This is a genomic window from Citrobacter sp. BDA59-3, assembly GCF_015167655.1.
GTDB classification, from domain to species: domain Bacteria; phylum Pseudomonadota; class Gammaproteobacteria; order Enterobacterales; family Enterobacteriaceae; genus Phytobacter; species Phytobacter diazotrophicus.
Genome location: NZ_CP063427.1, coordinates 1,631,822 through 1,650,902 on the forward strand (window position 1 = coordinate 1,631,822; position 19,081 = coordinate 1,650,902).

Genomic DNA, 19,081 nt, shown 5'->3' on the forward strand with positions numbered 1-19,081 from the left:
TATGTCCAGGCGTGGTGTTTCACTGACATTTCTCTCTCTTTGGCTGGCAGGCTGTAGCGTGGGTCCGGATTACCAGCAGCCGTCGCCGCAAACCCCAACGCACTGGAACGATCCGGGCGATAAAACCGTGGCCTCGCAGACCGTGTCCCAGGCGGTTAACCCGCGCTGGTGGACCACCTTTCAGTCACCGCAACTTAATAGCCTGATTGAGCGTGCTATCGCCGGGAATCTCTCGTTGCAACAAACGGTGCTGCGTATCGCAGGGGCGCGTGAACAGATTAATCAGGCTGGCGGCGCATTTTTACCGGCGGTCAACGGCAGCGTCAAAGCCACGCGCCAGCAACTGGGGCTGGAAGGGGAGCTGAAATCCCACGATGTTTACGGCCAACTGGACAATGTTGATCCGCAAATCGCCGGGGCGCTGGGGGCATTAACGCAGCCGGTGAACCTCTATCAGGGCAGCTTCGACGCGCAGTGGGAGTTGGATCTGTGGGGTAAAGTGCGCCGTCAGGTTGAAGGGGCGCAGGCGCAGCAGCAGCAGGCGATAGAGCAGCGTAACGATGCGCTGGTGTCGCTGGAGGCGGAAGTGGCGCGTGCGTGGCTGCAACTGCGCGGCGCGCAAAGCGTTATCTCCACTTTGCAGACGCAAATCGAGACGGCGCAGCAAACCTATGCCCTGACGGATAACCGCCAGCGTAGTGGGTTGTCGCCGCAAATGGACGTTGAAAATGCCCGGGCCCAGGTGGGTAGCCTGGAAGCGCAACTACCGCAGTATCAGGCTCAGGAGCGTCAGGCCATGAATGCGCTGGCGATTTTGCTCGGCAAACCGCCAGGTGCGCTGGATAGCGAACTCAGGAATGTGCAGCCGTTGCCAAAGCTGCCTGCGCTGGTCTCAACCGGCATTCCGTCGACGCTTGCCCGCAGACGCCCGGATATTCGTGAGGCAGAGGCGTCATTACACGCCGCGACGGCGCAAATTGGCGTCTCTGTCGCGCAGCTTTTCCCGAGCCTGACGCTGAGCGGGCAGTTTGGCTTGCGTAACAGTGAGACCGACTGGCTCACCGACTGGAGCAGCCATTTCTACAGTTTCGGCCCGCAGATTTCTATCCCTATCTTTCAGGGCGGGCGGCTGGTCTCCAGCGTGAAACTGGCCCGCGCGCAGCAGGGAGCGGCGGTGCTCAATTACCGCCAGACGGTGCTGGAAGCGCTGGGGGATGTGGAAAATGCGCTGGTCAGCTATCGCGCCGATCAGCAGCGCGAGGCCGGGCTCGATAAAACTCTTGATGCGCTGCATAACGCCTTTACGCTGGCCAGCGACAGCTATCGGCAAGGTATTGCCAGCTTTATCGATGTGCTTGATGCCCAACGTCAACTGGCGCAGGCGGAGCAGCAGCGTGCGCAGGCGCGGGTGCAGAGCAGTCTGGATTTAGTGGCGCTGTATAAAGCGCTTGGCGGCGGCTGGGAGCCTTATCAGCAGGTGCGTTTGCCGGAATATTCTGTCTTTGGCGATGCCCCACGCGGATAAGGTTTGGAGGATTGGGCAAGAAACAGACAGGATCGCCACATTCCACAGCACGCTGTATTGCGTATAACTATCTGCGTCAACCAACAGTGTGAGGAGACGCCAAATGCGTTATCAAAAACTCGGCAATACCGGTCTGTTTGTTTCTGAACTGTGCCTCGGCACCATGACCTTCGGTGGTGAAGGCGGCATGTGGGGCAAAATTGGGCAACTGGATCAGGCGCAGGCGGACAAGCTGGTCGGCAGCGCGCTGGACGCAGGCGTCAACTTTATCGATACCGCTAACGTCTATTCCGAAGGTCGCTCCGAGCAAATCACCGGGCAGGCACTGAAAAACCTCAAGGTGCCGCGAGAAAATGTGGTGGTGGCGACCAAAGTGTTCGGCGAAACCGGCACGGCGGGGGTGAACTCGCGCGGCAGTTCCCGCTATCACATTATTGGCAGCGTGAAAGAGAGCCTGAAACGGATGCAGCTCGATCATATCGATCTCTATCAGTTGCACGGCTTTGACCCGGCGACGCCGATGGAAGAGATGCTCTACGCGCTGGATAACCTCGTACAACATGGGCATGTCCGCTATATCGGCGTATCCAACTGGGCGGCGTGGCAGATTGCCAAAGCGCTGGGCATATCTGAACGGCTCGGGCTGGCGCGTTTCGCGTCCTTGCAGGCCTATTACACTATTGCCGGGCGTGACCTTGAGCGTGAACTGGCGCCGATGCTGCAAAGCGAAAATGTCGGCCTGATGGTCTGGAGCCCGCTGGCGGGCGGCCTGCTTAGCGGTAAATACAGCCGCGATGGCAAGGGCGAAGAGGGCAGTCGTCGTCTGGAGTTTGACTTCCCGCCGGTGAACAAAGACCGCGCGTTTGACTGCATCGACGTGATGCGCGTTATCGCCGAGGCAAAAGGTGTTTCTGTCGCACAGATAGCGCTGGCCTGGCTACTTCACCAGCCGGTAGTAAGCAGCGTGATCATCGGCGCTAAACGCCCGGATCAGCTTGAGGATAATATCGCCGCGACTCATATTCGCTTAACGGAAGAGGAGCTGCGCCAGCTTGATGCAGTGAGTGCGTTGCCGCGCGAATACCCCGGCTGGATGCTCGAACGCCAGGGTGAATATCGTCGTAACCAGTTAGCCCACAAGTAACCCCGCATTGTGATTTTCCCCGGCGGCGTGTCGCTGACCGGGGATTTATCTTCCCACCTAATTTCTCAATCCCGCTCACAAAAACGATCCTTTCGTTTTGCCTGACTTTTCACCTTTGACTATATGACTAGTCATATACACGAAATGACTAGTCATATGATGAGGGAGATGTCCAGATGAGTAAAACGCTGCCGCCAGACTTTTTATGGGGAAATTCCGTTTCCAGTATGCAGACCGAAGGGGCATGGAATGAAGGTGGAAAAGGGCCATCGGTTTACGACATTCGCGAAGCCAGCGAGTTTGCTTCTGACTGGAAAGTCGCGACCGATTCCTACCATCGTTATCAGGAAGATTTTGATTACATGTGCGATTTGGGCATGAACTGCTACCGCTTTCAGATATCCTGGAGCCGTGTCTGCCCGGAAGGTGACGGCGCGTTCAACGAGGAAGGTATCGCCTTCTACGATCGCTTTATCAACGATCTGCTCGCTCGCGGCATCGAACCGATGATCTGCCTGTACCACTTTGATATGCCGCTGGCGCTGGCGGAAAAATACAATGGTTTTACCGATCGTCACGTGCTGGACGCGTTTGTTCGTTATGGGCAGAAGATGATCGACTGCTTTGGCGATCGCGTAACCTGGTGGCTGACGTTTAACGAGCAGAATATCTACCATATGCCGGAAGCGTTTCGGGTTAGCGGCTATTTGCGTGGCGACAAAACGTTGCGCGAGCTGTATCAAATTCAGCATCACGTGATGATGGCCCACGTACAGCTAACCCAGTACCTGCATGAGACCAAACCCGGCAAACTGATGGGCGGTATGCTGGCCCATCAGCTTGTCTATCCTGCGACTTGTAAACCGCGCGATGTCTTTTGTGCCCAGCAATACGACGAGTTTCTCAACCAGAATCTCCTGCGGGTGTTTGCCGGCCAGGGCTATAGCCCGGCGGTGATGGCGGTGGTTGAGCGCGAAGGCTTTAGCGATATCTATCGTGCTGAGGATCTGGCGCTCATTGCCCGTGTGAAAAGCGACTATATGGCGTTTAGCTATTACGCCAGCAAGGCGCTTAACAGCGATGCGATCGCACCAGACGCGCCGGTGAACTATTACCTGCAACAGGGCGATGTGCCTAATCCGTATTTGCACGCCACCGAATGGAACTGGCAAATCGACCCTCTCGGTTTTCGCGCCATTATCACCCGCTACTACAACGACTGGCGCTTGCCGGTTTTCCCTATTGAAAACGGTATCGGCGTGATTGAAACCTGGGACGGGGTGAATCCTGTTAATGACGATTACCGCATTGCCTATCACCGTGATCACCTGCAGGCGATGAAAGACGCCATGTTTGAAGATGGCGCGCAGGTGGTGGGCTATCTCGGCTGGGGGCTTATCGACATTCTGAGCTCACAGGGCGATATGCGTAAGCGTTATGGCGTGGTCTACGTCAATCGCGAAAACCATGACCTAAAAGATCTTAAACGCGTGCCGAAACGGAGCTATGCCTGGTTAAAACAGGTGATACACAGCAACGGCCGCGAACTGTAAACAGCAGCGTACCGTTTGATGCCGAACGAAGGGAGACCATGATGCCTGAAACAAAAACAACAGCGAACATGCAGTCTTTTGTGGATAAGTTCGTCGATTTTTCCGCCCGCCTGGCCAACCAGGTTCATCTGCGTTCCTTAAGGGACGCCTTTGCCGCCGTGATGCCGATCTTTATCCTTGCCGGCCTGGCGGTTCTGGTCAATAACGTGGTGTTCCCGTGGATCCTGGAGGGCGAGACGTTGGTGCGCTTCAAGGTCTGGGGGGAAGCGGTCATCAACGGTACGTTGAACATTGCAGCATTATTGATTGCCCCCATGACCGCCTGGTCGCTGGCGCGCAATCGCAACTTTAATAACCCGGTTTCGGCGGTGGTTATCGCGCTCTCCAGCTACATCATGATGATGCCGATGCATCTGGAGGTGGTGCCGGACGGTGCGAAAGCGACCGTTACCGTCAGCCAGATGCTCTCTTTTGCCAATATCGGCTCCACCGGTATTTTCGCCGGGGTGATTATCGGTTTGCTGTCGACGGAGTTGTTTATCCGCATCGCCAGCATTGAAAAGCTGAATATTTCACTGGGTGAAAATGTACCACCGGCGGTGGGTAAATCCTTTTCCGCTCTGATTCCGACCATTATCACTCTGTCGACGTTCGCGGTGATCGCCGCCGTACTGGCTAATGTGCTGCATACCGACTTAATTCATCTGATCACTACGCTTATCCAGCAACCGCTGCGGCTGATTAACACCAGCCTGCCAGGAACCATTTTTATTTATAGCTTCGGCAACTTCCTGTTTACCCTGGGGATTCATCAGTCGGTGGTAAATGGGGTGATTCTGGAACCGTTCCTGCTTATCAACACCAATGAGAATATGCTGGCCTTTGCCAATGGGCAGCCGATTCCACATATCATCAATAATATCTTTGTGCCGACCTTCGGCATGATTGGCGGGACGGGCAGTACGATTTCCCTGTTGCTGGCAATATTCATTTTCTCGCGTCAGAAATCAGCGAAACAGGTGGCACGACTGTCGATTTCACCGGGGCTGTTTAATATAAACGAACCGGTTATCTTCGGTCTGCCGATTGTTTTTAACCTGCCGCTAATGATCCCCTTTGTTTTGTTGCCCGCCATCGGCATTTACTTTGCCTGGCTGTGTACCACGCTGGGGTGGATGTCGCGTTGTGTGGTGATGATCCCGTGGACGACACCGCCCATTTTAAGCGCCTGGCTGGCGACCGCGGGAGACTGGCGGGCGGTGGTGGTTCAGTTGATAATCATCATCTTTGGTGTATTCTTCTACCTGCCTTTCCTCAAAATAGCCGAGAGAGTGGCCTTAAGAAACAATGGGATAGCTGAATAACAAGAAGGAAAGGCAATGGCGTCGAAATACATTTCTATTGCGCGCGAAATTAAACAACGGATCCTGAGTCAGCAGTACTCGTCCAATGAGCCATTGCCCGATCAGTTTGCCCTTGCGGCGGAATTCAATACCAGCCGGATGACCATCCAGCAGGCGATGCGTCAGTTGATTGTCGAAGGGCTGGTCTATACCCGTAAAGGATTAGGCACCTTTGTACGCAAGAATTTTATGCAACTTTCCCGCTGGGATTTACCGGGCAGCGACTATTACGGGGCGACCAAGACCTGGGAAAACGTTGGCCAGGTCACCAGTAAAATCATCAAATTCGAGCTGCGTTTCCCGACGGAAAAAGAGCAGGACTCGCTACTGCTGGGGCCCGACGAGCCGGTCTACGACTTTAATCGCTTACGCCTGCTGGAAGGGGAGCCGGTGTCGCTGGAATTTACCCTGATGCCGGTAAACCTGGTGCCAGGGCTTAACCGTGGACATCTGGAAAGTTCGGTGTTTCGCTATGTGCAGGACGATCTGGCGCTCAAGATTATGGGGTCTTATCGCATCGTGCGCGCGCTGAAACCTGGCGTTGAGGACCGTGAATATCTGAACTGTGACGAGACGGACCCGGTGCTGGAAGTGGAGCAGGTGATTTATCTGGAGGACGGCACGCCGCTGGAGTATGCCCATTGCCGTTACCGCTACGATCATGGCGGCATTATTGTGGTAAATAACGGATAAAAAAAGCGGGTTTTAAACCCGCTTTTTTCATGCTTGCGCAAGGATCAGTTCACACGAACCGGCATACCTGAGCGGTTCTGGATTGCCTGGTCTACGATGTTCTGGTCAACGTCAGACTGGCTGGTAACGCTCTGTACACTCTTGGTCAGCGCGATCGGCACGATTTCACCGCCGTTGAACTGCGCTTCGGTGGTGGACAGCGGGTTGTGTACTTCGATGTAGCGGCTGCCATCCGGCTCGGTGGTGGCTTTTACCGGCTCATCAATAAACTGTACGCGCGTGCCGACCGGTACGTTTTCGAACAGGAATTTGATGTCGTCGTTACGCAGACGCACACAACCGTGGCTTACGCGCAGACCGATACCGAAGTTGGCGTTGGTCCCGTGGATCGCATACAGGCGGCCAATGTACAGCGCGTACAGACCCATCGGGTTATCCGGACCCGCCGGGACGACTGGCGGCAGCGGTTGACCTGCGGCGGCATATTCAGCGTGCATTTTCGCCGTTGGGGTCCAGGTCGGACCGGCTTTCTTACGTTCTACTTTAGTGGTCCAGGCAATCGGGGTGTCTTTACCCAACTGGCCGATACCGATCGGCAGAACAATAACGGTTTTGGTCCCTGCCGGGTAATAGTACAAACGCATTTCGGCGCTGTTGATAACGATACCTTCATGGACGGTATCCGGCAGAATCAGCTGCTGAGGTACGTTCATCACCGTACCGCCTTTCGGCAGATAGGCATCAATACCCGGGTTCGCTTCCAGCATATTAGAAAGACCCATCTGATATTGCGCGGCAAAGTACTCCAGCGGCTGGCTGTTGTTCTCTGGGATGGTTACGACCTGGTTTTGACCGATCACTCGGCTGCCATCGGTCGGAAGCGGATAAGTTACAGCAGACGCGGTTTTGCAAAAGCCCACGACGGCAAACGCCGCCGCTAAAAGCGTTGTTAATTTCATATTCATGGTGTGCGAGATTCGTGCCACAGGCCGTTAGGTTAATGGTTCTTTCTAATAGATGGGAGCGCATTATATGTGCATTCCCGCGCACAGGGAATTGAGATGTGTACGAAATCACACTTTTTTCCCGTTGGTTTCATTTTAGCCCTTCGTTTCCGGGCAGGAATCTAATTCGGAATTGTGGCATAATAGGGTGTTTGTCACACATTTCAGGATAATTCCGTGTTAGTCACCAGCAACGTCACCATGCAGTTCGGCAGCAAGCCGCTGTTTGAAAACATTTCCGTCAAATTTGGCGGCGGCAACCGTTACGGCCTGATCGGCGCCAACGGGAGCGGTAAATCCACCTTTATGAAAATCCTTGGCGGCGATTTAGAGCCGACGCTGGGGAATGTCTCCCTCGATCCGAATGAACGCATCGGTAAGCTGCGTCAGGATCAGTTTGCCTTCGAAGAGTTCACCGTCCTCGACACCGTGATCATGGGTCATGGCGAGCTGTGGGAAGTGAAGCAGGAGCGCGACCGTATCTACGGTCTGGCCGAAATGAGCGAAGAGGACGGGTACAAAGTTGCCGATCTCGAAACGCAATATGGCGAGATGGACGGTTACTCCGCCGAGGCGCGCGCAGGCGAACTGCTGCTCGGCGTCGGGATCCCGGTTGAGCAACATTACGGTCCGATGAGCGAAGTGGCACCCGGCTGGAAACTGCGTGTGCTGTTGGCACAGGCACTGTTTTCCAATCCGGACATCCTGCTGCTCGACGAACCGACGAACAACCTGGACATCGATACCATTCGCTGGCTGGAGCAGGTGCTGAACGAACGTAACAGCACCATGATCATCATTTCGCATGACCGTCACTTCCTGAATATGGTCTGTACCCATATGGCTGACCTGGATTACGGCGAACTGCGCGTTTATCCGGGCAACTATGACGAATATATGACGGCGGCAACCCAGGCGCGTGAACGTCTGCTGGCGGATAACGCCAAGAAGAAAGCGCAAATTGCCGATCTGCAGTCGTTTGTTAGCCGCTTTAGCGCCAACGCCTCTAAATCTCGCCAGGCTACATCACGTGCGCGCCAGATTGATAAAATCAAACTGGAAGAGGTTAAAGCCTCCAGCCGTCAGAACCCATTCATCCGTTTCGAGCAGGACAAGAAACTGTTCCGTAACGCGCTGGAAGTGGAAGCCCTCGCTAAAGGGTTTGATGAAGGCCCACTGTTTAAAGGTGTTAACCTGCTGCTGGAAGTGGGTGAGAAGCTCGCGATCCTCGGTGCGAACGGCGTGGGTAAATCCACCATGCTGAAAACGCTGGTGGGTGAACTGGAAGCGGACAAGGGCACCGTGAAATGGTCGGAAAATGCGCAGATTGGTTATTACGCGCAGGACCATGAATACGAATTCGAAAACGACCTCACCGTGTTTGACTGGATGAGCCAGTGGAAACAAGAGGGCGATGATGAGCAAGCGGTACGCAGCATTCTGGGGCGTCTGCTGTTCAGCCAGGATGACATCAAAAAGCCCGCGAAGGTTCTGTCCGGTGGTGAGAAAGGTCGCATGCTGTTCGGCAAACTGATGATGGAAAAACCCAATATTCTGGTGATGGACGAACCGACCAACCACCTGGATATGGAATCTATCGAATCGCTGAACATGGCGCTGGAAATGTATCAGGGTACGCTGATTTTCGTCTCTCACGACCGTGAATTTGTGAGCTCGCTGGCGACCCGCGTCATCGAAATTACGCCGGAGAAAGTCATCGACTTTACGGGCAATTACGAAGATTATCTGCGCAGTAAAGGCATCGAGTAAGCCAATAACCCCTCCCCCATAGGGGAGAGGGGACTGCCTGGAGTGGTTTTCACCCGCCGTTTGTGGTGAGGGGGCTACAGCACCCACTCGCTCCGCGCTTCGCCGTTGATCAGAAGCTTACGTCCTTCGCCTGCCGGTAGCGATACCGTAAGCGACGGCCATGCCGGACGGTAATCACCGGTTGCGGCGATCGTCAGATTAATAGAGTCCGCGTCGCAGGCCATTGTCCATTCCAGCCACAGAGCATTCCCGTTCTGATAACCCCAGCTTTCACCATCATCTTCAAACAGCAACCCGTCTGAGCGCCCCGTTCCTTTCACCGGGAACAGTTTCAGCTCACGGGTATCATCCGCCGTCGCGCTAACATGCCTGATTCGCGCGCTGAGCGGCAATCCCGCCCCGGCGCGGACCAGCAATGGCAGTTTTTCCAGCGGCGCGTCGCGCACAATCCACTGCCCGCCGCAGAACCACTCGTGAGTGTAAAAATCATACCAGCCGGTCTCGTTCGCAGGTAGCCAGACACGGCGTTCGCGCTGACCTTCTTCGACTACGCTGGCCACCAGAATATCGCGGCCCAGCAGGAAATCGTCGCACTCTTCAAACGTCTGCGTGTCATGCTCGTGATCGAGGAAAGTCGGGCGCAGCATCGGTTCGTCGTCCGCATGCGCCTGCCACAACAGGGTATAAAAATAGGGCAGCAGACGGTAACGCAGTTCGATGGCGCTGCGAATGGCCGGCGTCACCCCTGGATACATCCACGGCTCATTCACCGTATGATCGTCATTCCATGAATGGATGGTGAAACGAGGGTGCATCACGCCGTTTTGTACCCAGCGAACAAACAGTTCAGCATCCGGTTTATCCCCGGAGAAGCCGCCCACATCGTGCCCCACATTATACAGCCCGGACAGACTCATCCCGAGCCCCATTCGGGTGTTAAAGCGCAGCGTATCCCAGTTGGTCCGGTTATCACCGCTCCAGGTTTGTACGTAGCGCTGCATCCCGGCGCAGCCAGAGCGGGAGATCAGGTACGGGCGTTTATCCGGGGCGAATCGTTGCTGTGCTTCCAGCGAGGCGCGCATCATCAGCAGCGGCATCACCGGGCGAATATGTTTGATGGCAATCTCGCGGCCAAAACCGTAGCAGCGGGCTTCGCCATCCCACACTTCAAACTCGTTGTTATCATTCCACGTAGAGTCGATGCCCATCTCCAGCAGTTGCGTGGTCACGCCTTGCTGCCACCATTTGACGGTCTGCGGATTCGTAAAGTCGAGGTGCGACCCTTCATCGTCCCAGAAGCTCGAACGTTCTGGCGCATCCTTTTCTGAATCGCGAATAAACAGCCCTTTCTCTGCCACTTCGTTATAGCGTGGATGGTCCTGCAGCAGGCACGGCTTGATATTGGCCGCCAGTTTCAGGCCCGCATCGTGGAAGGCCTGGCTCATGACTTTTGGCTGCGGCACCTTGTCGTAGTTCCAGTTAAAGACGTAGCGCTTGCCATTAATGGAGGTATAGCCCGAAGAGAGCTGGAACGAATCGCAGGGGATCGCATGTTCAGAACACAGGCGAATAAAGTTCATTAGCTGGTTTTGCGCATCCGGCGCATCAGTGTAATGCATAGTGGATCCGCTGTAGCCCAGACTCCATTTCGGCCCAAACAGGGTTTTCCCGGTCAGGCGGACAAACGCTTTGGTGATATCCAGCGCCCGTGCGCCGGTAAACAGGTAGTAATCGATATCGCCCGCTTCGGCCTGCCAGCGGCGATAGGCGGTATGGTAATTATCGATTTCATTACCCAAATCCAGCCAGCAACTGCTCAGGTTGTCATAAAACAGACCGTAGCTTATGTCGTCCCGGTGGGTGAGGGTAAACGGAATATGTTTGTAGAGAGGATCGGTACTGACCGCGTTATAGCCCATCGCGTCCAGGTTGCGCATTTCATAACGTTTGCCGTTACGCTGCAAATTGCCTGCTTTCTCGCCGAGACCATAAAACCGCTCATCTTTTTTACGGCTCAGATAATGCGCCACACCGTCGCCATGCGCATTGAGTTGATAGGCGCTGGTAGGACGATCGCCTGCCAGCCATTGCCACTCTCCGGCCTCATTACGATAGTGCCATTCCAGCCACAGCGGCTGGTGCACGGTGACCCGTAACGCTTCGGTGGCGAGAACCAACTGCTGATCGTGTTGCTCAAGCGTCCAGTCCGGGCAGGTAAAGCCGCTGATATCTTCACGGTGACGGCCTTCCCATGGCACATCCTGCGTGGGGGCAATACTCCAGGTTCTGTCTAGCGCCAGCTCACCTTTACGTTTTAACAGCACGCGGAACAGCGTTTTTTCCAGCACATACAGGCACAGCGTATGCTGCCCATCCACCAACAGTTCAATATGGTGAGCCGCCTGTTTTTGTAAGGTCCAGTTTTTCAACGTTTTCATATCAGACATCCATTATCAGACGCGTTTTGCGCGACGTTCAGCAATAAATGACACCAGGAAAATGGCCCCAATCAGGTCAAAAAAGCCCATTGCGATAAACAGCGGATTGAAACCGATTTTGTCAGCGGTAACGCCAATCAGCAGAGAAAAGAGGAAACTGGCGATCCATGCCGCCGAGCCGCGCATACCGTTAACGGTAGCCATCTGGCCCTTATCGAAGGATTCCACCACCAGCGCGCTCAGCATGCAGGAGATGATCTGGTGACCGAAACCGCCAATCGAGATCAGCACGATAGTGATATAGGGATCGCGGGTAATTGCGACGATGCCCAGCGAGATCATCAGAAACGCACCGGTGACGGAGCTTGCCACCACCGAGTTCACCCGAGAGCAGCCGAACCAGCGGGTATACAGTTTGGTGAGATAACCGCTTGCCACGCTGCCCAGATCGGCGGCAAGGAAGGGGAGCCAGGCAAACATGGCGATTTGCTTAAGGTCCATCCCGTGCTCTTTCGCCAGGTACAGGGGTACCCAAAAGCTCAGCACGGCCCAGGCGGGTTCCGCCATAAACGCCGGGATGGCGATACCGTAAAAGCGTTTGTTTTTGGCGACTGTTTTCAGCGCGGAAAAGAAAGGCAGTTTGACCGCAGGCGCCTCGTTGTCCTGCTTGATATAGACCAGTTCTTCTTTGCTCAGGTTCGGGTGTTTTTCCGGGTTATAGTAAAACGCCCACCACAGCAGCACCCACACCAGCGCCAGAACACCGGTAAACATAAACGCGCCCTGCCAGCCAAAAGAGGCATGGGCAAAATAGATAATTGGCGGTGCCAGCATGGCGCCAATCGAGAAACCAACGCCAGCCCAACCTGCGGCAACCGGGCGCTCCGATTTCGGGAACCACTCGCCCAGGGTTTTGGCATTCGCTGGCGTGGCGGCCGCTTCGGATGCCCCCATCGTGAAACGCAAAATAGCCAGTTGCAACCAACTGCTCGCCCCGGCGTGGAAAATACAGGCCAGCGCCCAGATGATGGCACAGACCATAAAGCCCACTTTCAGGCCAATCACGTCAATCAACCAACCGCATAATGGCTGGAAAACGGTATAGGCCAATTGAAAAGCACCTACGATCCATGAGTACTGCTCGGTCGTAATGCCCATACTGGTTTTCAGTTCGGGGGCAAGAATACCGAGCGAGTTACGGGTGATGTAGTTCACCGTGACGCCCAGTAAAAACAGGACTAGCACCCACCAGCGTAAGTTTTTGACTATCCGGCGGCTTTTGCTTGCCACCACTTCATTATTGTTGATTCCCTGGCTCATTTTTTTCTCCACGCAGCGTTCTGTAGGGAAGTCGTTGCGGGCCATTCGAAATTTGTTATACCGATCTGGACCGCATGGGGATTTTTTTCTGCTTCAGCCTGAAATACACCGACAACTAGTATGGAAGTTGTACGACATCTTTACGTTAGGGGAGAAAAAAGGTCAGCCATAGTGGATTTTGTGCAAAGATTCTCATCAATTTGCCAAAGAAAAGGGCACTATGCTCGCAGGACCAGTATTCATGAGACTTAGGCTTCATGAAAATTTTCCCATCGCGGAAACGGAGCAAGATCACAGAATGGATAAAAAGCTAAAAATCACTGAAATCGCCCGGCGTACCAACCTGTCGACCAGCACCGTTTCCCGTGTGCTGGCGGGTAAGGCCAATACCAGCGAAACGGCCAGACGCCTGGTACTGGAATGTGCGCGTGAGTTAGGGGTAATGGAGGGGATTGCCGCCGGGAGGTTGCTGCTCAATAACCTGATGATCTTCGCGCCACAGCGGGCGTTCGATGAGCGCTCCGATATCTTTTATTACCGCGTGATTCAAAGCATCAGTAAGGCGCTGGATTCTCATGAGGTGCGGCTGCGTTACTGCCCGCTGGAGGAGCTGGATAGCGATGCTAATGTATTTATTACACGAATGAATGAGCCGGAAACCCAGGCGGCAATTTTGTTGGGGATTGACGATCCGCATATTCACGAACTGGCCGCGGATTTTGCCAAACCTTGCGTACTGATTAACTGCCGTGATAAGCGGATGCGCCTGCCGACTGTGGCCCCGGATCATCGGGCAATTGGTGAGTTTGCCGCTGACTATCTGTTTGACTCCGGCCATCGCGATATGGTGGTCGTGATGTGTCTGCGCCGCTATACCATGGATCTGCGGCTGGCGGGCATTAAAGAAGCCTGGCAACAGCGAAATCTGCGTTTTCAGAGTAAGCGCGATCTGATCACTGTTCCCAGTTTTAGCGCCAGAGAAGCCCAGCAGCGGGTTGCAGAGTGGCTCGACAGTCCCGCACATAAAAACCCGCCGACCGCGTTTTTAGTCGGGGGAGATTTTATGGCGGAAGGGACCGTACGGGCGCTGCAGCAACGCGGCTTACGCGTTCCGCAGGATGTCTCGGTGATGAGCATTGATGCCTTCAACCTGGCGGCCATTCAGGACGTACCGTTGACGGCGGTCCATGTACCGCGCGATGAACTTGGTACAGAGGCCGTTCACATGTTGCAGCAACGGCTGATTCGCCCGCAGGCGGCAATTGGCTCGCTGCTGATTAATGGCATGCTGGTGGTGAGGGAGTCGGTACGGCGGATACGTCCGGGACAACGACGTACCGCCGTGGAGCGAGAAGGGCTGTATGACGTTTAGTCTATGCCTAACGCCCGTTTTCCATAGGCGTTTAAATCGGCCAGCGTGAAGCGCCCCTCCCAGTTTGCTTCATAATCTTCGCGCGGAAAATCACCTGGCGATACGCCATTTTCCAGCGCGACTTTTGCTTTACGCGCCCAGGCGAGGTTTTTCTCGCACAGGGGAGCGGCGGGGATATACATCACGTTGCCCCAGCCCTGCTGATCGTTTACCGGGGCGACGGAGTGAATCACATCGCAATGCCACCAGACGGAGTCGCCCGCTTCCAGCGCCGGGATGGAGGTTAACGCCTCTATCAACAGCGGGTGCCATTTCTCAGAAATGGGGAGCACCTTACCCGGAGCCACACCGCACAACTCATCTTCCGGCACATCATCCAGCAGTGGGCGTAGCAGAATATAGGCCATTGCCTCCGGGATCGGCACGACATGCAACAACCCCTGGCCTGGGATCATATCGGAGAGCGCCGTCCAGCCCTGGAAGGTACGGAACACCGAACATTTGGTGGTGTTTTCGACGGTATACTCTTCCACCTCGGTACGATGCGCGGCATCCCACGGATCGTATTCGTCCAGTTTACCGTTAAAGACGTTGGCAAAGACCCGTTGATACGCCGGAAGCAGCCAGCGTTCCAGGGCGCCGGAATCGGTATGGGCACCTAAACCTTTTGACGTCGTTCCCGGCGGACGGCGACGAATACGGTCCGGGTAAATCACGCTGACATCCGGGTCAAACCACGTTGTCCCTTCGCTTTCAAAGCGCCACAGACGGTTGAGGAACGACTGTACGGCAGCCATTTCGTCGCTCTGGCGTGCCTGCATTTGTGACTGCGACCAGTAGATAGGGTAAATTTCCGGGCGAGAGGCATCGAGAGATCCAAAGAAGTTATCGCCTGGCCCTTTGTAGACATCATCAAAGTGGTTTTGCTCAAGGTAGGCCATCATGTCGCGGTCCCAGCCGAGCGCCCGCTCGCGGGGAAAATGCCCTTTGATCACCGCACAACCGCGTTGTTTAATCAGCGCACGCTGTTGCTCGCTTACCCGCTCCTGTTTTATCGCTTCAAAGGGGATCACCGGCCAGACATCCTCGCCCTGCGCCTTTAACGCGTTGATCTCTGCGACGCGCTGGCTAATCCGCGCGTGGAGTTGATTGAATACGGCTTTCACGTCACCGATTTGCTGGCGCAATTCCTGCTTCATTTGCCGGATAGCCGCTTTATGGTCGGCGGGTAAAGTTTCGCTGGTGAATGTCATAATGGCCTCGCAATCTTTCATTCGAAAGTAATTAAGCTTACAAGTGATAATTTAAGTTAAAAATAAGTTAATGCAAGTTTAAAAACTTGATGCAGAGCACAAAGCTGAAAGAAGGGGCAGGGCAAGGGAGAAGGAAAGAAGCCGGAGCGACGACTCCGGCCGGGAAAATCACTGGAACGGGGGGGCACCGTCCAGTACCGCCTGAATCACATTCAGCGCGCCCTGGTGGTTGTTGTCATAGGTGCGATGACGGGCAATGGCTTTGATGGCGTCGCTGGCGTTACCCATGGCGAACGAAAACGCCGTCATGCGCAACATTTCGGCGTCGTTACCGCTATCGCCAATCGTCACACACTCTTGCGGCGACAACTGCCAGCGTTTCAGCAGACGGGTAATGCCGTTGGCTTTGTGCAGACCGGGAATAATCAGGTCGACAAAACCAAAGCCGCTGGTCACAGGCTTCATGATGCCATCCAGCGAAACATGCAGCTTATCAATTAGTTGCGGGATGTCACTGTCCGGTAAATTGAGCGAGAATTTGAACAGGGTATCGTTAATCTGGTGGTAGTCGCTGATGCGTTGCAGACGATGATAGTGCTTTGCCATCAGGTCGATAAAGCTATCCGGCGCGTTTTCGCTGACCCAGGCGCTTTCCAGCCCACAGGCGACGAAATTCAGCGCTTTGTCTTTCAGTAACTCACCGATAACGACCTGGGCTTCATGACGGGTAAGTTCACCGTGAAACAGTTGCTGACCGTGTTCAAAGACCAGCGCGCCGTTTTCGGCGACAAAAGAGATCTGATCTTTCAGTTCCGGGAAAAAGGAGATGAGCTGGTAATACTGGTTGCCGCTGGCGACGACAAATTCAATATCACGCTGCCTGAGTTGGGCAAACTGTGCCATAAAACGATCGCGGTCGTATTGTTTGGCGTCGTCAAGAAAAGTTCCGTCCATATCAGTGACGATAACTTTTACAGTCATACATAAGCTCCTGGTCTGGGTACCACTCGTAACATTGTAATAACAGTGTGACCTGAAGCACAAATTTATTTCATTCGAAAGCAAGGTGAAAGCAAAACGGCAACCCCCCTGGTTGCCGTTTTTGGTGTTTGCACCCTCTCCCGTGGGAGAGGGCCGGGGTGAGGGCACCAGACCGCAGAGGTCATGCCAGGGTTAAAGCGTATGTTCAGTACGCGCGATGATATCATCCTGCGCATCCGGTGACAGGGCGGTAAAGAATGCAGAATAGCCTGCTACACGCACCACCAGGTCGCGATATTGATCCGGGTGTTTCTTCGCTTCCAGCAACGTCTCACGGGACACAATATTGTACTGAATATGCCAGCCTTTATGATCCTCAAAGAACGTGCGCAACAGCAACATCAGTTTCTGCCTGTCACTGTCATTTTCAAGCGTTGACGGGTTCAGCTTCTGATTAAGCAACACGCCGCCGAGGATCGCCGCTGTCGGCAGTTTCCCCACTGAACCGATCACCGCCGTCGGGCCGAGATGGTCAGTGCCCGATGCCGGACTGGCCCCTTCGGCGAGCGGCGTTTTGGCTTTACGTCCATCCGGCGTCGCCATGGTTGCCGCACCAAATGGCACGTTGGCGGAAATAGACGATGTCCCGGCGTAATAGTTGCCGCCAATCGGGCCGCGTCCGAAACGTGGATTATGGTAATTTTTCAGTTCATCGATATAGGTCTGGTAAGCGCGTACCAGCAGCGCATCCACGCTATCATCATCATTGCCATACTTCGGCGCGTTGTTAATCAAACGCTGGCGCAACTGCTCATGCGTCAGACCGTCGAAATCAGCGGCCAGCGCCTCCGCAAGCTGCTGTTGCCCGATGGCCCCCTGTTCGAAGACCAGTTTTTTCACCGCCGCCAGGCTATTGCCGAGGTTGGCGATGCCCACCTGCAGGCCGGACACCCAGTCATATTTCGCGCCACCCTGTTTAATGCTTTTCGCCCGCTCGATACAGTCATCCACCAGCGCGGAACAGAGAATATCGTGGACATTCTCTTCGAGCATGGTGTCGACAACATACTCAATCTCAATCGATTTCCGGGTGTAGTAGCGGATCTGCTTATCCCAGTCGGCCATCACCTCGTCGAAGTGGGTGAAGTTGCCTTTCGACAACGCATGTTCCTGCGGCAGGAACACTTTGCCGCTGGTGGCATCGCGACCGCCTTCCAGCGCTGCCAGCATCACGCGGGCAAAGTTGATAAAACTCATCCCGGTGCAGCGATACCCCCATTTGCCACCGACGGCGGTTTCGATACAGCCGATCGCCGCATAGTCATACGCATCCTGTGGTTCGACGCCAAGCTTAATAAACTCAGGGATCACGATTTCATCGTTGTTAAACGCCGGCATCCCGAAGCCGCAGCGGATCACCTGTACGCAGGCGTCGAGGAAGTCGTTACTCATGCCCGCGTGGTAGCGCACGCTGAGGTTCGGCTGGGTTGAGCGCAGGCGGCCACAGGATTCCAGAATCGCGTAAGAGAGCGGGTTCACGGCATCCATCGGCGCATTGTTGACCAGTTTCTGACCGCCAATGGTGACGTTCTGATACAGCGGACTGCCCGCAGAGGCTTTGGAGTGCGAGCCGGAGCGGATTTTGTTCACTTCCAGCAATTTCAGCCAGCAACCGTGCAGCATTTCAATGGCCTGCTCGCGGGAAAGCGTCTGGTCCAGCTCCACATCGCGGCGATAGTACGGATACAGATACTGATCCATACGGCCAAAGGAGACAGAATGGCCGTTGGATTCAATTTGCAGGATCAACTGAATGAAGTAGCACAGTTGCAGTGCCTGCCAGAAGGTTTTCGGCGGCTCATGGGCTATCACATCGCAGTTTTCCGCCATCGCCAGCAGTTCATCGCGGCGGCTGGTTCGGGTTTCTGCACTGGCCATTTGACGGGCGAGGTTGGCGAAACGTTCAATGTGCAGGCTGACGGCGTCCAGCACGATATCAATCGCTTTCAGGAACTGCTCACCGTGCAAATCTTCCAGAACGGTAAGGTTAATACGTGAACGGCGTTCATCCACTTTATGGCGCAGGCCGTCCAGCCCTTTTTCCAGCAGTAGCGGGAAATTCACCGCCAGATGCGCATCGCCCGAGGTCATATTGCCTTCGGCCTTGATGATGCCGGTTTCCAGCAGCGCTTTTTGCTCATCGGTAAACATACCGTAGCAGCGATCCTGCACGGTCTGGCCACGCCACCACGGGCAAATGGCGTGCAGCACCTGTTTATTTTCTTCGCTTACCGCAAAGCCAGCCCCTGGACGATCTGCCAGGTCATCGATCTCTTTTTCAATCCAACTGACGGTATATTCCGGAAAGATCGGCGCGGCGCGAACTTCGCTTGCCTGGTTGCCGATGATCAGCTCGTCGTGCTTGATCCAGATGGTACGCGCCGCCAGATGATGAGCCAGCGCCAGCGCGCGGCGTACCGGAATGGGCTTATCCATGTGCTGCTGATACATCTCGGTGTAGTGCTGCGCACGCTCGGTACACACCGGAGGTTTTACAATGTGCACCAGTGCGTTCTTATGCGCCTTAATACGGTCGGTCAGGGTTGAGAGTTGTAAAGTCGTCAT

13 protein-coding genes are annotated in these 19,081 nt (G+C 54.8%); 7 read left to right on the forward strand and 6 right to left on the reverse strand.

Translation table 11 applies throughout. The features are described 5' to 3' along the window. Position 1 precedes the first annotated feature (1 nt). The 5 genes from IP582_RS07650 (at position 2) to IP582_RS07670 (ending at position 6,318) form a co-directional block, all read left to right on the forward strand. Positions 2-1,525: an efflux transporter outer membrane subunit gene (locus IP582_RS07650; protein ID WP_193795551.1), complete on the forward strand. Its 1,524-nt coding sequence runs from the start codon at positions 2-4 to the stop codon at positions 1,523-1,525. Positions 1,526-1,628: 103 nt separating this feature from the next. Then, on the forward strand, positions 1,629-2,669 hold the full coding sequence (locus tag IP582_RS07655) for an aldo/keto reductase (protein ID WP_193795552.1): 1,041 nt from the start codon (positions 1,629-1,631) through the stop codon (positions 2,667-2,669). Between the two features lie 176 nt (positions 2,670-2,845). Continuing rightward, complete coding sequence (locus IP582_RS07660; protein ID WP_193795553.1) at positions 2,846-4,222, forward strand: glycoside hydrolase family 1 protein; 1,377 nt, start codon at positions 2,846-2,848, stop codon at positions 4,220-4,222. A gap of 41 nt (positions 4,223-4,263) precedes the next feature. Further along, on the forward strand, positions 4,264-5,586 hold the full coding sequence (locus IP582_RS07665; RefSeq protein WP_193796205.1) for a PTS sugar transporter subunit IIC: 1,323 nt from the start codon (positions 4,264-4,266) through the stop codon (positions 5,584-5,586). Positions 5,587-5,601: 15 nt separating this feature from the next. Beyond that, on the forward strand, positions 5,602-6,318 hold the full coding sequence (locus IP582_RS07670) for a GntR family transcriptional regulator (RefSeq protein WP_039077190.1): 717 nt from the start codon (positions 5,602-5,604) through the stop codon (positions 6,316-6,318). A 44-nt stretch (positions 6,319-6,362) separates the two neighbouring features. On the opposite strand, the gene ldtB is transcribed toward IP582_RS07670, so the two are convergent. Continuing rightward, positions 6,363-7,283, reverse strand: a complete 921-nt coding sequence (ldtB, locus tag IP582_RS07675; protein WP_039077189.1) for a L,D-transpeptidase — start codon at positions 7,281-7,283, stop codon at positions 6,363-6,365. A gap of 216 nt (positions 7,284-7,499) precedes the next feature. Here ldtB and IP582_RS07680 point away from each other — a divergent pair, with 216 nt between their 5' ends. Then, positions 7,500-9,092 carry an ABC-F family ATPase gene (locus IP582_RS07680; protein ID WP_039077188.1) on the forward strand — a complete coding sequence of 531 codons (1,593 nt, stop codon included), beginning with the start codon at positions 7,500-7,502 and terminating at the stop codon, positions 9,090-9,092. A 74-nt stretch (positions 9,093-9,166) separates the two neighbouring features. Here IP582_RS07680 and IP582_RS07685 read toward each other — a convergent pair whose 3' ends face one another. Together IP582_RS07685 and IP582_RS07690 are read right to left on the reverse strand one after the other, a co-directional pair. After that, a complete protein-coding gene (locus IP582_RS07685; protein WP_193795554.1) occupies positions 9,167-11,530 on the reverse strand; it encodes a TIM-barrel domain-containing protein in 2,364 nt (787 codons plus the stop codon). Between the two features lie 15 nt (positions 11,531-11,545). After that, positions 11,546-12,850, reverse strand: a complete 1,305-nt coding sequence (locus IP582_RS07690) for an MFS transporter (protein ID WP_193795555.1) — start codon at positions 12,848-12,850, stop codon at positions 11,546-11,548. Between the two features lie 298 nt (positions 12,851-13,148). Between IP582_RS07690 and IP582_RS07695 the strand changes: the two genes are divergently transcribed. After that, positions 13,149-14,222: a LacI family DNA-binding transcriptional regulator gene (locus IP582_RS07695; protein WP_193795556.1), complete on the forward strand. Its 1,074-nt coding sequence runs from the start codon at positions 13,149-13,151 to the stop codon at positions 14,220-14,222. Here the strand turns inward: IP582_RS07695 and IP582_RS07700 are convergent. The 3 genes from IP582_RS07700 to IP582_RS07710 form a co-directional block, all read right to left on the reverse strand. Further along, on the reverse strand, positions 14,219-15,475 hold the full coding sequence (locus IP582_RS07700) for a DUF1479 domain-containing protein (RefSeq protein ID WP_193795557.1): 1,257 nt from the start codon (positions 15,473-15,475) through the stop codon (positions 14,219-14,221). The genes IP582_RS07695 and IP582_RS07700 overlap by 4 nt on opposite strands. A 168-nt stretch (positions 15,476-15,643) precedes the next feature. After that, on the reverse strand, positions 15,644-16,456 hold the full coding sequence (locus IP582_RS07705; RefSeq protein ID WP_193795558.1) for a Cof-type HAD-IIB family hydrolase: 813 nt from the start codon (positions 16,454-16,456) through the stop codon (positions 15,644-15,646). A gap of 192 nt (positions 16,457-16,648) precedes the next feature. Next, positions 16,649-19,081, reverse strand: coding sequence for a formate C-acetyltransferase/glycerol dehydratase family glycyl radical enzyme (locus IP582_RS07710; protein WP_193795559.1), 2,433 nt, complete (start codon positions 19,079-19,081; stop codon positions 16,649-16,651).

Coding starts and splice junctions, on each gene's coding strand:
- IP582_RS07695 (WP_193795556.1), top strand. CDS start 13,149: ATGGATAAAAAGCTAAAAATCACTGAAATCGCCCGGCGTACCAACCTG.
- IP582_RS07690 (WP_193795555.1), bottom strand. CDS start 12,850: ATGAGCCAGGGAATCAACAATAATGAAGTGGTGGCAAGCAAAAGCCGC.
- IP582_RS07710 (WP_193795559.1), bottom strand. CDS start 19,081: ATGACGACTTTACAACTCTCAACCCTGACCGACCGTATTAAGGCGCAT.
- IP582_RS07665 (WP_193796205.1), top strand. CDS start 4,264: ATGCCTGAAACAAAAACAACAGCGAACATGCAGTCTTTTGTGGATAAG.
- IP582_RS07705 (WP_193795558.1), bottom strand. CDS start 16,456: ATGACTGTAAAAGTTATCGTCACTGATATGGACGGAACTTTTCTTGAC.
- IP582_RS07700 (WP_193795557.1), bottom strand. CDS start 15,475: ATGACATTCACCAGCGAAACTTTACCCGCCGACCATAAAGCGGCTATC.
- ldtB (WP_039077189.1), bottom strand. CDS start 7,283: ATGAATATGAAATTAACAACGCTTTTAGCGGCGGCGTTTGCCGTCGTG.
- IP582_RS07650 (WP_193795551.1), top strand. CDS start 2: ATGTCCAGGCGTGGTGTTTCACTGACATTTCTCTCTCTTTGGCTGGCA.
- IP582_RS07685 (WP_193795554.1), bottom strand. CDS start 11,530: ATGAAAACGTTGAAAAACTGGACCTTACAAAAACAGGCGGCTCACCAT.
- IP582_RS07655 (WP_193795552.1), top strand. CDS start 1,629: ATGCGTTATCAAAAACTCGGCAATACCGGTCTGTTTGTTTCTGAACTG.
- IP582_RS07670 (WP_039077190.1), top strand. CDS start 5,602: ATGGCGTCGAAATACATTTCTATTGCGCGCGAAATTAAACAACGGATC.
- IP582_RS07660 (WP_193795553.1), top strand. CDS start 2,846: ATGAGTAAAACGCTGCCGCCAGACTTTTTATGGGGAAATTCCGTTTCC.